This is a genomic window from Xanthomonas sp. NCPPB 3442 (genome assembly GCF_056725145.1).
This window is the reverse complement of record NZ_CM161514.1, coordinates 3,408,348-3,425,610: the sequence shown is the minus strand read 5'-3', so window position 1 is coordinate 3,425,610 and position 17,263 is coordinate 3,408,348. Positions and strand designations below refer to the sequence as shown.

General features: G+C 65.8%; 16 protein-coding genes and 1 pseudogene. 13 read left to right on the top strand and 4 right to left on the bottom strand.

Annotated elements, in window-relative coordinates:
* Window positions 1-7 precede the first annotated feature (7 nt).
* From AC1POX_RS14805 to AC1POX_RS14780, 6 genes are all read left to right on the top strand, one after another.
* Window positions 8-430, top strand: a complete 423-nt coding sequence (locus tag AC1POX_RS14805; RefSeq protein ID WP_031423506.1) for a hypothetical protein — start codon at window positions 8-10, stop codon at window positions 428-430.
* Window positions 431-473: 43 nt separating this feature from the next.
* Window positions 474-1,076, top strand: coding sequence for a GNAT family N-acetyltransferase (locus AC1POX_RS14800; RefSeq protein ID WP_029819849.1), 603 nt, complete (start codon window positions 474-476; stop codon window positions 1,074-1,076).
* A gap of 124 nt (window positions 1,077-1,200) precedes the next feature.
* Window positions 1,201-2,085, top strand: coding sequence for a carbon-nitrogen hydrolase family protein (locus AC1POX_RS14795; RefSeq protein WP_011348062.1), 885 nt, complete (start codon window positions 1,201-1,203; stop codon window positions 2,083-2,085).
* A 19-nt stretch (window positions 2,086-2,104) separates the two neighbouring features.
* Complete coding sequence (locus AC1POX_RS14790; protein WP_372356319.1) at window positions 2,105-3,196, top strand: DUF3616 domain-containing protein; 1,092 nt, start codon at window positions 2,105-2,107, stop codon at window positions 3,194-3,196.
* A 67-nt stretch (window positions 3,197-3,263) separates the two neighbouring features.
* Window positions 3,264-4,667 (top strand): glutamate--tRNA ligase, encoded by a 1,404-nt coding sequence (gltX, locus tag AC1POX_RS14785; RefSeq protein ID WP_008576091.1) that lies wholly within the window; start codon window positions 3,264-3,266, stop codon window positions 4,665-4,667.
* A 13-nt stretch (window positions 4,668-4,680) separates the two neighbouring features.
* A complete protein-coding gene (locus tag AC1POX_RS14780) occupies window positions 4,681-5,187 on the top strand; it encodes a transcriptional repressor (RefSeq protein WP_005912830.1) in 507 nt (168 codons plus the stop codon).
* Between the two features lie 313 nt (window positions 5,188-5,500).
* Here AC1POX_RS14780 and AC1POX_RS14775 read toward each other — a convergent pair whose 3' ends face one another.
* A complete protein-coding gene (locus tag AC1POX_RS14775; RefSeq protein ID WP_008576090.1) occupies window positions 5,501-6,142 on the bottom strand; it encodes a TetR/AcrR family transcriptional regulator in 642 nt (213 codons plus the stop codon).
* A gap of 106 nt (window positions 6,143-6,248) precedes the next feature.
* Here AC1POX_RS14775 and AC1POX_RS14770 point away from each other — a divergent pair, with 106 nt between their 5' ends.
* Genes AC1POX_RS14770 through AC1POX_RS14750 form a run of 5 tightly spaced genes read left to right on the top strand, consistent with a single transcriptional unit; the run spans window position 6,249 to window position 12,918 of the window.
* Window positions 6,249-7,463 carry an efflux RND transporter periplasmic adaptor subunit gene (locus AC1POX_RS14770; RefSeq protein WP_372356318.1) on the top strand — a complete coding sequence of 405 codons (1,215 nt, stop codon included), beginning with the start codon at window positions 6,249-6,251 and terminating at the stop codon, window positions 7,461-7,463.
* Window positions 7,464-7,479: 16 nt separating this feature from the next.
* Entirely contained in the window at window positions 7,480-10,623 is a 3,144-nt protein-coding gene (locus AC1POX_RS14765) for an efflux RND transporter permease subunit (protein WP_014090624.1), read from the top strand.
* A gap of 1 nt (window position 10,624) precedes the next feature.
* On the top strand, window positions 10,625-12,130 hold the full coding sequence (locus AC1POX_RS14760) for an efflux transporter outer membrane subunit (RefSeq protein ID WP_372356317.1): 1,506 nt from the start codon (window positions 10,625-10,627) through the stop codon (window positions 12,128-12,130).
* A complete protein-coding gene (locus tag AC1POX_RS14755; protein WP_011348056.1) occupies window positions 12,123-12,803 on the top strand; it encodes a TetR/AcrR family transcriptional regulator in 681 nt (226 codons plus the stop codon). Before AC1POX_RS14760 ends, AC1POX_RS14755 begins: the two co-directional genes overlap by 8 nt.
* Complete coding sequence (locus tag AC1POX_RS14750) at window positions 12,793-12,918, top strand: hypothetical protein (protein WP_267475572.1); 126 nt, start codon at window positions 12,793-12,795, stop codon at window positions 12,916-12,918. Before AC1POX_RS14755 ends, AC1POX_RS14750 begins: the two co-directional genes overlap by 11 nt.
* A gap of 60 nt (window positions 12,919-12,978) precedes the next feature.
* Here AC1POX_RS14750 and AC1POX_RS14745 read toward each other — a convergent pair whose 3' ends face one another.
* Window positions 12,979-13,878 (bottom strand): LysR family transcriptional regulator, encoded by a 900-nt coding sequence (locus AC1POX_RS14745; RefSeq protein ID WP_031423494.1) that lies wholly within the window; start codon window positions 13,876-13,878, stop codon window positions 12,979-12,981.
* 200 nt (window positions 13,879-14,078) lie between these two features.
* Here AC1POX_RS14745 and AC1POX_RS14740 point away from each other — a divergent pair, with 200 nt between their 5' ends.
* A complete protein-coding gene (locus AC1POX_RS14740) occupies window positions 14,079-14,549 on the top strand; it encodes a (R)-mandelonitrile lyase (RefSeq protein ID WP_039417041.1) in 471 nt (156 codons plus the stop codon).
* Between the two features lie 108 nt (window positions 14,550-14,657).
* On the opposite strand, the gene AC1POX_RS14735 is transcribed toward AC1POX_RS14740, so the two are convergent.
* Entirely contained in the window at window positions 14,658-15,566 is a 909-nt protein-coding gene (locus tag AC1POX_RS14735) for an AraC family transcriptional regulator (protein WP_011348053.1), read from the bottom strand.
* A gap of 223 nt (window positions 15,567-15,789) precedes the next feature.
* Here AC1POX_RS14735 and AC1POX_RS14730 point away from each other — a divergent pair, with 223 nt between their 5' ends.
* Window positions 15,790-15,993: a hypothetical protein gene (locus AC1POX_RS14730; protein WP_014090619.1), complete on the top strand. Its 204-nt coding sequence runs from the start codon at window positions 15,790-15,792 to the stop codon at window positions 15,991-15,993.
* Between the two features lie 334 nt (window positions 15,994-16,327).
* Here the strand turns inward: AC1POX_RS14730 and AC1POX_RS14725 are convergent.
* Window positions 16,328-17,227, bottom strand: a pseudogene (locus AC1POX_RS14725) (LysR family transcriptional regulator); the annotation flags it as partial.
* Window positions 17,228-17,263: the final 36 nt, after the last annotated feature.

Genomic DNA, 17,263 nt, shown 5'->3' with positions numbered 1-17,263 from the left:
GCCCTGCATGCTGACGCAGGCACACTTGCACCGGCGCGCGCAGCGTTTGCTGCCCGCCGGTATCGACACGGTGGCGCTGCTTCCCGCAGCGCTGCCGCACGTTTGGGAGAGCTCGGCGCTGTCGGCCTTGCCGCTGAACCGCGACAGGCGCCGCGGGGTGGTGGGCCTGCAGCTGCACGCACGCACCGCGCAGCAACTGCGCAGCGGCGGGCATGCGTTCTTGCAGGCGGCAGCGCAGCAGCACACCCGCACCGGCCACGCCCGGGCACCCAGCTATGGGCCGTGGCAACGGCTGAGCAATGGCAGCTACTGGGCACGCAGCACCGATGCGCTGCTCGGGGTACTGCTGGCCACCGACGAAGCGGCGGTGTGGTTGCTGTGGCAACAACCGCAGACCTGCGGTTCGAACCATGGTCATTGGCTGCGTTGAAGCATCGCATTGCAGCCACGCCTTGCTGGCTTACCATGGCGGCATGGCTGGCTCCTCGTTAATGGTGGAAACGGTGCGCGGCACGCAGGTGCTGCCGCATCTGGATGCAGTGGCGCAGCTGCGCATCAGCGTGTTCGGCGCATGGCCGTATCTGTACCAAGGCGATGCCGCGTACGAGCGCGACTATCTGGCGGCCTACGCGGCATCGCCGGACAGCGTCTTCGTGCTGGCGCGCGATGGCGATGCGGTAATCGGTGCATCGACCGGTTTGCCGCTGCTCGATGACAGCGACGCGTTCCACGCACCGTTCCGTGCGGCAGGCATCGATCCGGCCGGCGTGTTCTATTTCGGCGAATCGGTGCTGCTGCCGGCGTATCGCGGGCAGGGTATCGGTCATGCATTTTTCGACCGGCGCGAAGCGCATGCACGCGCGTTGGGCCGCTTTGCATCGACCGCGTTCTGTTCGGTGGAACGCGCGCCCGACGACCCGCGCCAACCAGCCGATTACCGTCCCAACGATGCGTTCTGGCGCAAACGTGGCTACGCCCCGCAGCCGGGCATGCGCGTGCACCTGCAGTGGGCGGAGTTGCAACATGGCGAGATCGACCACAGCTTGGTTGTGTGGACACGTGCGTTGTCGCAATGAGTGCGGCCAGCGCCCTACAGCCACCGACAAGCATCACGAACGGTCTGCAAAATCGCTGCACAATGCGTTGGCGAGCTGGTCTGATTGCTTCGCCGCTTCGATCCAACACCCCAAAGGCCACCAGATGAAAATTGCCGTTGCCAAATACCCCATCGGCAAGCCAGTCGACTTCGCCGCGTTTGCGGCGCGCCAGTCGGCCCTGATCGCCGAAGCCGCCGCTGCCGGTGCGCGGGTGGTGGTGCTGCCCGAATATCTGTCGCTGGAACTGGGCGCAACGTTCGACACGCAGATTTCTGCCGGCCTGCCCGAATCGCTGGCGGCCATCCAGGCGCTGCGCGCGCCGTGGCTGGAACTGTTTGCCGGCCTGGCGCGGGAACATCGGCTGCACCTGATTGCCGGCAGTTTTCTGCTGGATCTGGGGCAGGGGCGCTACCGCAATCGCAGCGACTGGTTCACCCCGGAGGGCCTGCACGGCTGGCAGGACAAGTTGCAGCTCACCGGCTTCGAAAAGGCCACCGGGCTGATCGAGCCGGGCGAGGAACTGAAGGTGTTCGAACTGGACGGCATTCGCGCCGCGATCGCGATCTGCTACGACAGCGAGTTCCCGCTGCCGGTGCGTGCGCAATACGAGGCCGGTGCACGGTTGTTGATCGTGCCCAGCTGCACCGACACCGCCGCCGGCGCCATGCGCGTGCGCATCGGCTGCCTGGCGCGCGCGCTGGAAAACCGCGTGTTCGTCGCGCAATCGGTGACTGCAGGCCAAGCGCCGTGGAGCCCGGCGTTGGACATCAATACCGGCGACGCGGCGGTGTTTGCGCCAATGGATGTCGGCTTCCCCGCCGACGGCGTGCTGGCGCAGACCCAGGGCGAGACGGTGTGGGCACTGGCCGAGTTGGACTTTGCGGCGTTCGAGGCCAGCCGCGCGCAGGCGCAGGTGGCCAACGACCGCGATTGGCCGGGGCAGTTGGCGGCCGATGTGGTGCGTGCCAAGCTGGCCGCGTTCGGTTGATCCCTCATCCTAGGTGCCCATGGCCAAGAAAACCCTGATTCCGCATAGCGTCAGGCTCGAATTCGCGCCCGGTGCGCTGGTGCACAGCAATCTGTCCGGCGCCGCCTTCACCGACGATTGGCTGTGGGTGGCCGGCGACGAAGCCTGCGCGGTGGATCGGCTGCGCAAGCTCGATCCGGTACGGCGCGAGACGCTGCGCTTCGGCGAAGGGCAGAGCTTTCCTTTGGCTGACCTGCTGGATCTGCCGGGCGAAGACGGCGAGGAAGCCGACCTGGAAGGCATGGGCCTGTCGGACGGATTCTTGTGGGTCGTCGGTTCGCACGGCAGCAAGCGCAAGAACGCCAAGCGCGGACGCGACGACGCCGAAAACGCCAAGCGCCTGACCAAGTTGAAGCTCGATGGCAACCGCCGTTTGCTTGCCTGCCTGCCGATCGAGCAGGCGCAAGACGGCAGCCCGCAGCTGGTACGCGAAGCCGCCGACGGCCGCCGCGCACTTTGCCTCAAGGGCGATGCCAAGCACAACCAACTCACCGACCTGCTGGCCGACGACCCGCATTTCGGCCCGTTCCTGAAGATTCCCGGCAAGGACAACGGCTTCGATATCGAAGGCATCGTGGTCGATGGCCAGCGCTTGCTGCTGGGCCTGCGTGGGCCGGTGCTGCGTGGCTGGTCGGCAATGCTGGAGATCCAGGTGGAAGCGCATGGCGACCATCTGCGCCTGGCACCGCTGGACGAAGACGGCACCCTGCTGCGCAAGCACTTCCTGCAATTGGGCGGGCTGGGCATTCGCGACCTGCATTATTCCGGCGACGATCTGTACCTGCTCGCCGGGCCGACAATGGTGCTGAATGGCGAGATTCGCCTGTTCAAATGGCCGGATGCGCGCACCGTGCTGGCCGCCAACCGCGCACCGGTGCGCTTCCAGCACGACCTGCTGGAATCGGCAGTGCTGCCGCATGGCAAGGACTGCGACCGCGCCGAGGCCATCTGCAACCTGCCCAGGCACCTGGCCGGCAAGATTCCCACCTGGCTGGTGCTGTACGACGCCCCGGGCACGGCACGCAGCGGCGGCGATTGCGTGGTGTACGGCGACCTGCTGCGCAACCGCTGAGCCACGGGCCGGGCAGGGCCACGCCGCGCAAGGTAAAATCGGCCGACTCCCGTCCGCCGAGCGCTCCATGACCTGCCGCACCCGTTTCGCCCCCAGCCCCACCGGTTACCTGCACATCGGCGGCGCCCGCACCGCCCTGTATTGCTGGCTGGAGGCGCGCCACCGCGGCGGGCAGTTCGTGCTGCGCATCGAAGACACCGACCGCGAGCGCAGCACCCAGGCGGCCATCGACGCCATCCTGGAAGCGATGGACTGGCTGGGCCTGGGCTACGACGAAGGCCCGATCTACCAGACCCAGCGCATTGCCCGCTACCAGGAGGTTGCCGAGCAGTTGCTCGCGCAGGGCAAGGCGTATTACGCCTACGAAACCCGCGAAGAACTCGACGCCATGCGCGAGGCCGCCATGGCCAAGCAGGAAAAGCCGCGTTACAACGGCGCTGCCCGCGAGCAGAACCTGCCGTATCGCGACGACCCCAACCGGGTCATCCGCTTCAAGAATCCCATCGGCGGCACGGTGGTGTTCGAGGACCTGATCAAGGGGCGCATCGAGATCGCCAACAGCGAGCTCGACGACATGGTGATCTTTCGCCCGGACGGCTTCCCCACCTACAACTTCGCGGTGGTGGTGGACGACTGGGACATGGGCATCACCGAGGTGATCCGCGGCGACGACCACATCAACAACACCCCGCGCCAGATCAATATCTACGAAGCACTGGGCGCACCGGTGCCCAGGTTCGCGCACATGCCGATGATCCTGGACGAGCAGGGCGCCAAGCTGTCCAAGCGCACCGGCGCGGCCGACGTCATGCAGTACAAGGACGCCGGCTATCTGCCGCATGCGCTGATCAATTACCTGGCGCGCCTGGGCTGGTCGCATGGCGACCAGGAGCTGTTCACCCGGCAAGAATTGCTGGACCTGTTCGACGTCAAGGACGTCAATTCCAAGGCCGCGCGCCTGGACATGGCCAAGCTCGGCTGGGTCAATCAGCATTATCTGAAGACCGACGACCCGGCCAGCATCGCCCCGCAGTTGGAATACCAGCTTGCCAAGCTCGGTGTGGACATCGCCGCCGGCCCGGCCGCCGCCGATGTGGTGGTGGCGTTGCGCGAGCGCGTGCAGACCTTGAAGGAAATGGCCGAAAAAGCCGTGGTCTGGTACCAGCCGCTGGAAACCTATGACGAAGCGGCGGTGATGAAACACCTCAAGCTTGGCGCCGAGGTACCGCTGGGCAAGGCGCGCGAGCTGCTGGCTGCCGTGGATGCGTGGAGCGTCGAAAACGTCTCGGCTGCGCTGCACGACGCTGCTGCCGCGCTGGAACTGGGCATGGGCAAGATCGCCCAGCCGCTGCGCGTGGCCATCACCGGCACCCAGGTCAGCCCGGATATTTCGCAAACGGTGTACCTGGCCGGACGCGAGGGTGCCTTGAAACGCATCGATGCGGCACTCATCAAGATTGGAGCGGCCTGACGCCGGAGCCTGTATGACCAAGCACACCCACGCACCAGACCTCGCCTGCACTGCACCGCATCACCACGTCGACGATGCCAACGGTTTCGTGCGCGCAGTGGAGCGTGCCTGCAGCGAACGCGGCCTGCGGCTGACGCCGATCCGCGCGAACGTGCTGCGGCTGATCGCCGACGCCGGCAAGCCGGTCAAGGCCTATGAACTGCTGGACTGGGTGCGCGAAGGCAAGGGCGTCGGCGCCGACGCCCCGCCCACGGTGTACCGCGCGCTGGATTTCCTGATGGCCAACGGCTTCGTGCACAAGCTCGAATCGGTCAATGCATTCGTCGCCTGCCACCACCCCAACAGCGCCCAGCATTCGGTGCCGTTCCTGATCTGCGACCGCTGCCACAGCGCGGTGGAGCTGGAAGATCGCGACGTGGTGTCGCAACTGGAAGCCCGCGCCAAGGCGCTGGGTTTCCAGCCGCAGGCACAGACGCTGGAAGTGCATGGCCTGTGCGCGAAATGCGCAGTGGCGGAGTAACCAGCCGCTAGGTCGTGCCTCGACGCGGCCTGTTCCAAGGTGCTGGTTGCGCAATGCCCGGGCGGCAACATGCGTGCGATGGCAACGTGTTCAAGCGCAAGCGCAACACCGTTCAATCGCTGCAGCAGCATTCCTGTGCCGGCCGTACAGCGCAGCCTCGCTGCCCGGTTGCGTCATGCGGTGATGATGCTGCTGCGCTCAAGCCAGCGGCGCGGCAAGGCAGTTAGACGCCTGAGTGGACTGCAGGCCTGGCGTCCGTACGCGCGCACTGCGCGTCCTCGCGCAGTGCAATGCAGTGAAGTCGCAAAGGGCGTCACGCCGCCTTGCCTGCCTTGCCGCCATACGCGGCCAGAAACGTCTGCACCGCACGTCGCGTCGCGTCGCGCAGGAACTCGGGCGTGGGGTCTTTGAGTGCGCCAAACAGGCAGGGCATCAAGGTTTCCGATTCCAGCAAGGCCGCGTACTGGTGGGCGGCAAGCAGGGTGTCTTGGCAATGGAGCAGGCCGCAATCCACCTGTGCCTGCAGGTATTCGGCGAAGCGCTGTATGCCTTCTTCCTGGCCGGCGCTGAAATACAGTGCGCCGACCGCCGATCTGCCGGATACCCCGATGATGGTCTGCCAGCTGGTGATGTTGGGCGGGGCGCACAGGAAGGTCAGCACATCCTCGCCGAAGCGCTGCAGAGCCTCATCGACCGGGCCGCTGCTTTGCGAAAGCGCATGCAGCAACGGGTCGAAATAGCGGTCGGACATGTCCTTGGCAACGGCCACGAACAGCTCTTCCTTTGACGGAAAGTAGCCGTACAGCGTGCGCTTGGAGCCGCCTACGCGGGCGGCGATCTGCGACATCGACGCGCCCTCGAAGCCCAGCTCGAGGAAGACCTCGCTGGCTGCCTGGACGATGGCCTCGCGCTTTTCTTCGGTTCTGACCCGCATCAAGTTCTCCCAATAATTCATAAGTATACCGACTGGGCAGAAATGCTTGACGGCCACGGATGTGCTTATTAGGATACCGAACCGTACCGTTTAGATTTAATCATCACACCTCCTGCGGAGACTGCCCGTGCGTGCTCATGCCTCGTTTCGCCTGTCGTTGCTTGCTGTTGCCGTTGCCGCCACCGCCCTGCTCAGTGCCTGCGGCAGCCCACCGGGAGGTCCGCCGCCGCAGGAAGGCACTCCGGAAATGGGCGTGCTGACCGTCAAGCAGCAACCGGTGACGCTCACCACCGAATTGCCGGGGCGCACCGTTCCGTACCTGATCTCCGAAATTCGCCCGCAGGTGGGCGGCATCATCCAGTCGCGCCAGTTCACCGAAGGCGGCGACGTCAAGGCTGGCCAGACCCTGTACCAGATCGATCCGGCCCAGTACCGCGCCAGCTATGCCAGCGCGCAGGCGTCCCTGGCCAAGGCCGAGGCGACCCTGCGCACCGCGCAGCTCAAGGCCGAGCGCTACAAGGAACTGGCGCAGATCAAGGCGATCAGCCAGCAGGAAGGCGACGACACCGATGCCGCGCTAGGCCAGGCCAAGGCCGACGTGGCAGCCGGCAAGGCGAGCGTGGAAACCGCGCGCATCAACCTGGCGTTTGCGCGGCTCGACGCACCCATCTCCGGACGCATCGGCCGCTCCAGCGTGACCCCGGGTGCGCTGGTGACCGCCAACCAGGCCACGGCGCTGACCACCATCCAGCAGCTGGACCCGATCTACATCGACGTCACCCAGCCCAGCAGTGCGGTGTTGCGCCTGCGGCAGGCGATGGCGCGCGGCGATCTGGAACAAGCCGGCGACGGTGCGGCCAAGGTGTCGCTGTTGCTGGAAGACGGCAGCACCTACCCGTTGCAGGGGCAGCTGGCGTTCTCCGACGTGACCGTCGACCAGAACACCGGCTCGATCACCCTGCGCGCGGTCTTCCCCAACCCGAACGCCGAGCTGTTGCCAGGCATGTACGTGCGCGCGGTGCTGCAGGAAGGCGTCAAGGAGCAGGGCATGCTGGTGCCGCAACAGGCGGTCTCGCGCAACGGCGCGGGCAAACCCACGGCCTTTGTCGTCGGCGCCGACCAAAAGCTGCAGTTGCGGGTGCTGGAGACCGATCGCGCGGTGGGCGACCAGTGGCTGGTGCGCAGCGGCCTGAAGCCCGGCGAGCAGGTGGTCGTCGAAGGCGCATCGCGCGCACGCGATGGCATCGTGGTCAAGACCGTGCCGTGGCAGCCCAAGGCCACACCCGCCGCCGGCAATGCTGCCGGTCCTGCCGCCCCGACCGCACCGCGTGCGGCCAACTAAGGCGGGATCACACGTCATGGCACGTTTCTTCATCGATCGTCCGATCTTCGCCTGGGTGTTGGCCATCATCGTGATGCTGGCCGGCATCCTGTCCATCGCCACCTTGCCGATCGCGCAATACCCCAGCATCGCACCGCCGGCAGTCGCCATCACCGCCAACTACCCGGGCGCCTCGGCGCAGACGCTGGAAGACACCGTCACCCAGGTCATCGAGCAGAAGATGAAGGGGCTGGACCACCTCAGCTACATGGCGTCTACCAGCGAATCCAGCGGGGCGGTGACCATCACCCTGACCTTCGAAAACGGCACCGATCCGGACACCGCGCAGGTGCAGGTGCAGAACAAGTTGTCGCTGGCCACGCCGTTGTTGCCGCAGGAAGTGCAGCAGCAGGGCGTGACGGTGACCAAGTCGGCCACCAACTTCCTCAACGTGCTGGCCTTTACGTCCGAAGACGGCAGCATGAGCGATTCGGACCTGTCCGATTACGTGGCTGCCAACGTGCAGGAAACCATCAGCCGCGTCGAAGGCGTGGGCGACACCACCTTGTTCGGTTCGCAGTACGCGATGCGGGTGTGGATGGACCCCAACAAGCTGAGCAATTTCAGCCTCACGCCCGTGGATGTGCGCAACGCGATCCAGGCGCAGAACGCGCAGATTTCCGCCGGCCAGTTGGGCGCGTTGCCGGCGGTGGCCAACCAGCAGCTCAACGCCACCATCACTGCACAGACCCGGCTGAAGACCGCCGAGCAATTCGAAAACATCCTGCTGCGCACGCAGTCCGATGGCTCGCAGGTGCGCTTGCGCGATGTGGCGCGCATCGAGCTGGGCAGCGAAAGCTACAACACGGTGGGCCGCTACAACGGCAAGCCGGCCGCCGGTCTGGCGATCAAGCTGGCGACCGGCGCCAATGCGCTGGACACGGTGCGCGCAATCGACAAGAGCCTGGAAGAGCAGGAAAAGTTCTTCCCGCCCGGCATGAAGGTGCAAAAGCCGTACGACACCACGCCGTTCGTGCGCATCTCCATCGAACAGGTGGTGCACACGCTGGTGGAAGCGGTGGTGCTGGTGTTCCTGGTGATGTACCTGTTCCTGCAGAACTTCCGCGCCACCCTGATCCCGACCATTGCGGTGCCGGTGGTGCTGCTGGGCACCTTCGGTGTGCTTGCGGCGTTCGGTTTCACCATCAATACCCTGACCATGTTCGCGATGGTGCTGGCGATCGGTTTGCTGGTGGACGATGCCATCGTGGTGGTGGAAAACGTCGAACGCGTGATGAGCGAGGAGCAGTTGTCGCCCAAGGACGCCACGCGGAAATCGATGGACCAGATTTCCGGCGCGTTGATCGGCGTGGCGCTGGTGCTGGCGGCGGTGTTCGTCCCGATGGCGTTTTTCAGCGGATCCACCGGCGTGATCTACCGGCAGTTCTCGATCACGATCGTCTCGGCGATGACCTTGTCGGTGCTGGTGGCGATGATCCTGACCCCGGCCTTGTGCGCCACCTTGCTCAAGCCGGTGCACAAGGGCCACGGCCTGGCGACTACCGGGTTCTTCGGTTGGTTCAACCGCCTGTTCGATCGCGGCAACACCGGCTACCAGGGCGTGGTGAGGCACATGCTTGGCAAGGGCTGGCGCTACATGCTCGCCTACGCGGCGTTGCTGGCCTTGGTGGTGTTCGGGTTCATGAAATTGCCGGTGGGATTCCTGCCGGACGAAGACCAGGGCACCTTGTTCGTGCTGGTGCAGTTGCCGCCCGGTGCCACCAACGCGCGCACCAGCGAGGTGCTCAAGCAGGTGGAGCATCATTTCCTGGTCGACCAGAAGGATTCGGTTGCCGGTGTCTTCGCCGTGACCGGTTTCAGTTTTGCCGGTAGCGGCCAGAACGTGGGCTTTGCCTTCGTCAAGTTGCGGCCGTGGGACGAGCGCACCGGCAAGGGCCAGAGCGTCACCGACGTGGCGGCCAGGGCCGGGGCATTTTTTGCCGGTATCCGCGATGCCAAGGTGTTTGCGTTCGCACCGCCTGCGGTGTCGGAGTTGGGCAATGCCACCGGCTTCGATCTGATGCTGCAGGACCGCGCCAACCTGGGTCACGCAGCGCTGATGCAGGCGCGCAATCAATTGCTGGCCGAACTGTCGCAAGACAAGCGCCTGGTGGCGGTGCGCCCGAATGGCCAGGAAGACACCCCGGAGTTCAAGCTGGAAATCGACCCGCATAAAGCGCAGGCGATGGGCGTGTCGATCTCCGACATCAACGATACCTTTTCCAGCGCATGGGGCAGCACCTACGTCAACGACTTCATCGACAAGGGCCGGGTCAAGAAGGTGATGCTGCAGGCCGATGCGCCTTACCGCATGAACCCGCAGGACATCGACCATTGGTTCGTGCGCAACAGCGCCGGCACCATGGTGCCGTTCAACGCCTTCGCCACCGCGAGCTGGCAATCCGGCTCGCCGCGTCTGGAGCGCTACAACAGCGTGCCGTCGATGGAGATCCTGGGCATGGCGTTGCCGGGTGCGGCTTCCAGCGGCGAGGCGATGCAGATCGTCGAAGCCGCAGCCGCCAAGCTGCCTCCGGGCATCGGTTTCGAGTGGACCGGGTTGTCGCGGCAGGAAAAAGCCTCGTCCGGTCAGACCGGGCTGTTGTACAGCGTCTCGATCCTGATCGTGTTCCTGTGCCTGGCCGCGTTGTACGAAAGCTGGGCGATTCCGTTCTCGGTGATTCTGGTAGTACCGCTGGGCGTGTTCGGCACGCTGCTGGCAGCGATGCTGACCTGGAAAATGAACGATGTGTACTTCCAGGTGGGCTTGCTCACCACCATTGGCCTAGCATCGAAGAACGCGATCTTGATCGTGGAGTTCGCAAGGGAATTGCACGAGGGCGGCAAGAGCCTGGTGGCTGCGGCATTGGAAGCGGCGCGCATGCGCTTGCGGCCGATCCTCATGACCTCGCTGGCCTTCATCCTCGGCGTGGTGCCGCTGGTGTTGACCAGTGGCGCCGGCGCCGGCGCGCAGCACGCGCTGGGCACGGCCGTGATCGGCGGCATGCTCTCCGGCACGGTGCTGGCGATCTTCTTCGTGCCGCTGTTCTTCGTGCTGGTGTGCGGCCTGTTCCAGCGCCGTCCACAGCCTGCCTCGCCCGCACCGCAACCGACAGGACACTGACATGACCACGATTCGCACGACACTCTGCGCGCTTGGCGTGGCCAGCGTGCTGTCCGGTTGCACGCTGATGCCGCGCTACACACGGCCCGACGCACCGGTGCCAGCGCAATTTGCCGGCACCGACGTGTCGGCAGCCCCTCCGGCTGCCACTGCCGATACCGCCGGCGCCGCCGACGCCGCGTACATTGCCGATATCGGCTGGCGCCAGGTCTTCACCGACCCGGCGCTGCAGCAGGTGATTGCGCTGGCCTTGGACAATAACCGCGACCTGCGCGTGGCCGCGCTCAATATCGAGGTGGCACGCGCGCAATATCGGGTGGACCGCGCCGCGCTGCTGCCCGCCATCGAGGGCACCGGCACCGCCAACAATGCGCGCACGCCCTCGGAGCTTGCCATTCCCGGCCAGCCGCAGGTGTTCCGCACCTACAGCGCCAACATCGGCGTCAGTGCCTATGAGCTGGACCTGTTCGGCCGCGTGCGCAGCCTGAAGGAACAGGCGTTGCAGCAATTCCTGTCCACCGCCGAGGCACGCCGCAGTACGCATATCAGCCTGGTGGCAGAAGTGGCCACCGCCTATCTGACCTTGGCCGCCGACCAGCAGTTGCTGCAGCTGGCGCAATCCACCCTGGCCAGCCAGAGCGACAGTTATCGCCTGCAGCAGCGCAGCTTCGAACTGGGTGCGGCCTCGCAACTGACCTTGCGTCAGGCGCAGACCACGGTGGAAACCGCACGCGTGGATGTGGAGCGCTACACCGCGCAGGTGGCGCAGGATCGCAATGCCCTGGTGCTGCTGGTCGGCACGCAAGTGCCGGTGGAATTGCTGCCGCATGCACTGCCCGACAACGCGAGCGTGGAAGGCAATGTGTTGGCCAGCGTGCCGGCCGGCTTGCCGTCTCAGTTGCTGCAACGTCGCCCCGACATTCTGGAAGCCGAGCGCAACTTGCGTGCGGCCAACGCCAATATCGGTGCGGCGCGGGCAGCGTTCTTCCCCAGCATCAGCCTGACCGCATCGACCGGTTCGTCCAGCAGTAGCCTGTCCAGGCTATTCGATGCCGGGACGCGTGCCTGGAGCTTCGTGCCCACGCTGACCTTGCCGATCTTCAATGCCGGGCGCAATCGCGCCAATCTGGACATGGCCAAGGCCAACCGCGATATCGAGGTGGCGCGCTACGAAAAGTCGATCCAAAGCGCGTTCCGCGAGGTCTCCGACGCGTTGGCGCAGCGCGACACGCTGGGCAGGCAACTGCAGGCCCAGCAAGCGCTGGTGGATGCCACTGCCGATAGCTACCGATTGTCGCAGGCGCGTTTCGAACGCGGCATCGACAGCTATCTGCAGGCGCTGGATGCGCAGCGTTCGCTGTACAGCGCGCAGCAGACCTTGATCAACACCCAGCTGTCGCGCTTCACCAACCTGGTGACGTTCTACAAGGCCATGGGCGGGGGCTGGCTGCAAAGCGCAGCGCCCACTGCCGCCGCGGCCCCGGCAACGGAGCCGCCGCGTGGATGACGACGCACCGTCGGTTGCGCCCAGGCGTGCGCCGCACGACAAGCGTGGCGCCATCCTGGCGGCGGCACGCGTGCTGTTTCAGCAGCACGGCTTCGACAGGACCAGCATGGACACCATCGCCGAGCGCGCGATGGTGTCCAAGGCCACGGTATATGCGCATTTCGCGTCCAAGGAGGTGCTGTTCCGCACCACCCTGGAAGCGCTGGCGCAGGCCTCGCCCAATCGCTGGACGGCCTTGCTGGAGCTGCAGGGGCCGCTGGAGCAACGCCTGACTGCGGTAGCCGATGCAGTGCTGCGCGTGTCTGCCAGCAGCATGCGGGATGATGCCGCGTATGGCCTGGTACGCCCGCCACTGCTGCCTGGCCAGGTGCGCGAGGAAATGTGGACGCTGTGCTTCGAGCGCTACGACACCATGATGCGCACGCTATTGGCGCGCGAGGTGCAACGCGGCGCATTGGTGATCGACAACCTGCCCGATGCATCGGTGCATTTTTTCGGATTGATGACCGGGCGGCCGGCCACCGCTGCCGCGCGCGGCGATGCGCCAGAGGCGCAATCGGTGCAGCTGGATGCGTATGTCAGCGGCGCGGTGGCATTGTTCCTGCGGGCGTATCGTGCGAACCCGACGGCTCCGACAACGCAAGGCAGGCGCGAAGTGCCGAGTGGTTTCTAGTGAGGGCTTGACCTTGAGCGACGAGGATCTTGCGCGTCTCCAGCAGGCGCTGGATGCGGTGGCGATTGTCGGTGCGCGTTACAGCCCGGAGCGGCAGAAACTCATCGGCAAATAACGTCAGCGGTCATGCCTGCCGCACGCGTCATCGCGCCCGGGCAGGCTCTGTACGAGCGTGTCAACGCACCAGATCGTGCCGCAATGCATCGATCACGACCTTGAGCGCGCTGGAGGATTGGCGGCGGCTGGGGTAGTAGGCGTAATAGCCTGCGAACGGCTTGCACCAGTCTTCCAGCACGCGGCGCAGCCGGCCGGCGGCCACGTGCTCCAGCACCATGGTCTCCGGCAGAAAGGCCAGGCCGCCGCCTGCCAGTGCAGCGCGCAGGATGGCGCTGCTGCCATTGAAGGTCCATTGCCCATCCACGCGCACCTTCACTTCACGCCCGTCCTTGTCGAAATCCCACGGCAGCAAACCGCCGTGGGTGGGCAGGCGTAGACCGATGCAATTGTGCTGCGCCAGATCGGCCGGTACTGCCGGGATGGTGTGGTGCACGAAATACCCCGGCACTGCCACCACAGCCATGCGCTGCATCGGGCTGATCGGTACCGCGATCATGTCCTTGGCGACCTGATCGCCGAGCCGGATGCCGATGTCGTAGCGTTCGGCAACGATGTCGGCCAGGCCGTAGTCGACGGTCATTTCGACCTTGAGGTCCGGGTAGTCTGGCAGCACCTTCGACAATGCCGGCCAGATGTAGGCATCGGCGGCATGGCCGGCGGTGGTGATGCGGATGGTGCCGGCCGGCTTGTCGCGGAAGTCGGTGAGCGCGGACAACTGCGCGTCGATCTCTTCCAGGCGCGGTGCCACGGTTTCGAACAGGCGTGCCCCGGCTTCGGTCATCGCCACGCTGCGCGTGGTGCGGGTCAACAGGCGAATGCCCAGCCGCGTCTCCAGTGCGCGCACGGTGTGGCTGAGTGCCGACTGCGAGAGGCCCAGTTGCGCGGCGGCACGGGTGAAGCTGCCTTCGCGCGCTACCGTGACGAACACCTGCAGGTCATTGAGATTTTCCCGTGCCATTGCCACCAATGCCCGCGTCAGGCATGCCATTCATGCGGCTGCATCATGCGCGAATGTGCGTGATGGCTTCAATGCAGCAGCAGGCACTCCGCGGCGCTGCGGATTGATGCGCCGTGTTTCTAGGAGCATGCGCGGTTAGCCGGTTAGTGGCCTCGGACAAGCGCGCTACAGTTCGAACACTCGAATCAAGGAGCACTGCAATGAATCTGTTCGCGACTGCAATGTCGTTGTCGATGATGGCCGCCGTGGTTCCTGATGAGGCCGCGAGACCGATCAGGGTGAGCAAGGCGGGTGGGGCGCCGTCGGCAGTGGGGTCGGCCGCGTATTTCACCGGCAAGGTGCGCATCGATGCACCGTTCCAGGCCGACGCACCGGCACGCGTCGGCGGCGCTACCGTCACCTTCGAGCCGGGCGCGCGCACCGCATGGCATACCCATCCGCTGGGCCAGACGCTGATCGTGACCGCCGGCGCCGGGCGCGTGCAGGAGTGGGGCAAGCCGGCGCAGCAGATCCGCCCGGGCGATATCGTGTGGATTCCGCCCGGCGTCAAGCATTGGCACGGCGCCAATGCCAACGTGGCGATGACGCATATCGCCATTGCCGAATCGCAGGACGGTACGCCCGTCAGCTGGCTGGAGCAGGTGAGCGAGGCGCAATATGCGGCTGAGTAGACAGCGGTGATGCCGATGCTGGCGCGGTGATGATGCCGTCTCGGCGTGAGTGGACGCTGCGGCGGATTGCCGGGGCTGCTGCGCGGCCCGCGCTGCGCCCGGCAGACCTCACGCCGCTTCGGTGGCGTCCTGCGCGTTGGCACGCAGCCGTTGCGCATCGCGCGCGGGCGAGATGCCGAGGATGCGTGCATAGTCGCGACTGAACTGCGATGCGCTCTCATAGCCAACCCGGAAGCCGGCGTCGGCAGCGGTCAGCGCCTCGGCGACCATCAGGCGGCGCGCTTCGTGCACGCGCAGCTGCGAGCGGTATTCCAGTGGCGTCATCGTGGTCACCGCCTTGAAATGCGCATGGAAGGTGGAGCGGCTCATCGCCGAGAGATCGGCGATCTGCTCGATGCTGAAGCGCTGCGCATAGTGCTCGCGCAACCACACGATGGCCCTGGAAATCTGGTTGAGCCGGCTGTCGGCGATGGCCATCTGGCGCACTGCCGCATTGGCCGGGTCGGCCATCAGGCGGTACAACAGTTCGCGCACGATCAGGGGAGCGAGCGCGGCAATTTCATGCGGTCGATCGAGCAGGCGCGCCAGCCGTAACGCTGCGTCCTGCAACTGCGGCGTGCTGCGATTGAGCAGCAGCCCGGCCGATGCCGCATCGCGCTGCGTGTCCACCAGTTCCGGATGATTGATCGCCAGCTCGCTGAGCACCGCGGTGTCCAGGTCCAGGCAGAAACACAGATACGGTTGCGCGCTGCTGGCTTGGATCACCGAGCCGACGATGGGCAGATCCACCGACGCCACCAAGTACATCTGCGGGTGATAGACGTACGCCTGCGCGCCCAGCATTGCCTGCTTGCGGCCTTGCGCCACCAGACACAGCATGGGTGTATAGACAGTGGGCATGGCCACTGTTGGCGCTGCGCTACGCATGATCTGCAATCGGGCGATCTGCGTGGGATGCATGCCGTCGCCAGGCGCATGACGCAGCAAGATCGTGCTCAATTCGGTCAGCGAAGACATGCGAAAACCCGTCGACGATGCATGCGGCCCGGCCGCGAGGGCACCGATCGTACAAGAGTGCAGGTGGTGTGGGCGGCAAGGTCCATCGCGCGGGCGGTGGGCTTGCGCCCGATGGACAGCGCGGCAGCAGTCGTGGCCGCCTGCGCGTGAACTGCGTCGGCCCTGATAGGGCGATCACAGGCCGGCCGTATCATGGCGAGGTCTCTCGCATTCACTTGCTGCCATGCCCGCAAAACGTTCCAGCTTTCCAACGCCGACCAGCCCGGCAGAGTGGAAGCGGCTCCAAGCCGCTGCCGCCACCGAATTGGCGCGGCGCACCGCACAGGCGCATCTGCAGATCCTGGGGCTGTTGCGGACGCATGGACATCTATTGAGCGATGCGCAGCGGCGTAGCCTGCACAAACGCCTGCTGCGCGGCGGGCGTTGATCTGCGGGAGCGATTGCCTCGGCGGTTGCGCACGCTGCCGGCCTCAGCTTGTGGTCGTGCACGGTCATGCCGATAGCACGATGCAGCAGCTCGCCAGTCACCTCATGCGACCGAAGGCTGCGCGTTCGGGCCGCCAGCCAGTCGCGCAGTCGGGGCGCGTGAGACGCAGCGACCATGCATCGATGCCGCCGTTTCCGATGGTGACTGGCATGCCGCAAACGGCGCCCTACACCTGCTCGCAGTCGCGGCAGGCGCGTTTCGCTGCAGCGCCTTCCGCACGGCAACCGCCGGTGCCGGCCGGTCCCATGCGCGCGGCGGCGTTATGTCGCCAGGTCCAAGGCGGCTGCTCGCCCAGCCGCTCCAGCAGGAAATCCACGAACGCACGCACGCGCGGCGGTTGCAGCTGGCGCGCCGGCGTCACTGCGCTGATGTGCGAGGTGGGCGGGGGGTAGTCGCGCATCACTTCGACCAGGCGGCCGCTGCGCAATTCGTCGGCGATGTGCCAGTACGAATGCACCGCGATGCCCTGGCCGGCGACCACGGCGTCGCGCACCAGCTCGCCGAAGTTGCTTTCGAAGCGGCTCTGCATGCGCACGCGCACCAGCCCACCGTCGGGCGTTTGCAATGTCCACACGTCCTGGCGGCCGTCACGGCCCATCAGCAGCACGCCGGCGTGCTGTGCAAGTTCGTCCGGCGTGCGCGGTGTGCCGTGACGCTGCAGATAGGCGGGCGAGGCCGCCAGGGTACGGCGGTTGTCGGCAATGCGCCGGGCCACCAGCCCGGAGTCCTCCAGTGGTCCGATCCGGATCGCCAGATCGAAGCCCTGTTTGACCAGGTCCACCAGGTCGTCGCTCAGGTGCGCGCTGATGCGCAGGCGCGGATGGCGGGCCTGGAATTCCGGCAGCAGCGGCGACACGTATTGCCGCCCGAATGAGGCGGACATGGTCATGCGCAGCACGCCACCCACGTCGTGCGCGCTTTCGCGCAGATCCTCGGCCAGCGCGTCCAGATCTTCCACCAGCACGCGGCCACGTTCGGCCAGCCGCTGCCCTTCGGCAGTGGGATGCAGGCGGCGCGTGGTCCGGTGCAGCAGGCGCACGCCCAATTCGCGTTCCAGGCGCTTGAGACGCTGGCTGGCCACCGCCACCGACAGATCCAGGCTACGCGCGCCTGCGGTGATCGAGCCCAGGTCGAGCACGCGCAAGAACAGGGCAATGTCGCCAAGACGGTCCATGCGATTGTCAATGATTGATTGAAAGTGAATCAGGAT

Coding starts and splice junctions, on each gene's coding strand:
- AC1POX_RS14740 (WP_039417041.1), top strand. CDS start 14,079: ATGAATCTGTTCGCGACTGCAATGTCGTTGTCGATGATGGCCGCCGTG.
- AC1POX_RS14800 (WP_029819849.1), top strand. CDS start 474: ATGGCTGGCTCCTCGTTAATGGTGGAAACGGTGCGCGGCACGCAGGTG.
- AC1POX_RS14765 (WP_014090624.1), top strand. CDS start 7,480: ATGGCACGTTTCTTCATCGATCGTCCGATCTTCGCCTGGGTGTTGGCC.
- AC1POX_RS14730 (WP_014090619.1), top strand. CDS start 15,790: ATGCCCGCAAAACGTTCCAGCTTTCCAACGCCGACCAGCCCGGCAGAG.
- AC1POX_RS14760 (WP_372356317.1), top strand. CDS start 10,625: ATGACCACGATTCGCACGACACTCTGCGCGCTTGGCGTGGCCAGCGTG.
- AC1POX_RS14735 (WP_011348053.1), bottom strand. CDS start 15,566: ATGTCTTCGCTGACCGAATTGAGCACGATCTTGCTGCGTCATGCGCCT.
- AC1POX_RS14775 (WP_008576090.1), bottom strand. CDS start 6,142: ATGAATTATTGGGAGAACTTGATGCGGGTCAGAACCGAAGAAAAGCGC.
- gltX (WP_008576091.1), top strand. CDS start 3,264: ATGACCTGCCGCACCCGTTTCGCCCCCAGCCCCACCGGTTACCTGCAC.
- AC1POX_RS14790 (WP_372356319.1), top strand. CDS start 2,105: ATGGCCAAGAAAACCCTGATTCCGCATAGCGTCAGGCTCGAATTCGCG.
- AC1POX_RS14805 (WP_031423506.1), top strand. CDS start 8: ATGCTGACGCAGGCACACTTGCACCGGCGCGCGCAGCGTTTGCTGCCC.
- AC1POX_RS14795 (WP_011348062.1), top strand. CDS start 1,201: ATGAAAATTGCCGTTGCCAAATACCCCATCGGCAAGCCAGTCGACTTC.
- AC1POX_RS14745 (WP_031423494.1), bottom strand. CDS start 13,878: ATGGCACGGGAAAATCTCAATGACCTGCAGGTGTTCGTCACGGTAGCG.
- AC1POX_RS14780 (WP_005912830.1), top strand. CDS start 4,681: ATGACCAAGCACACCCACGCACCAGACCTCGCCTGCACTGCACCGCAT.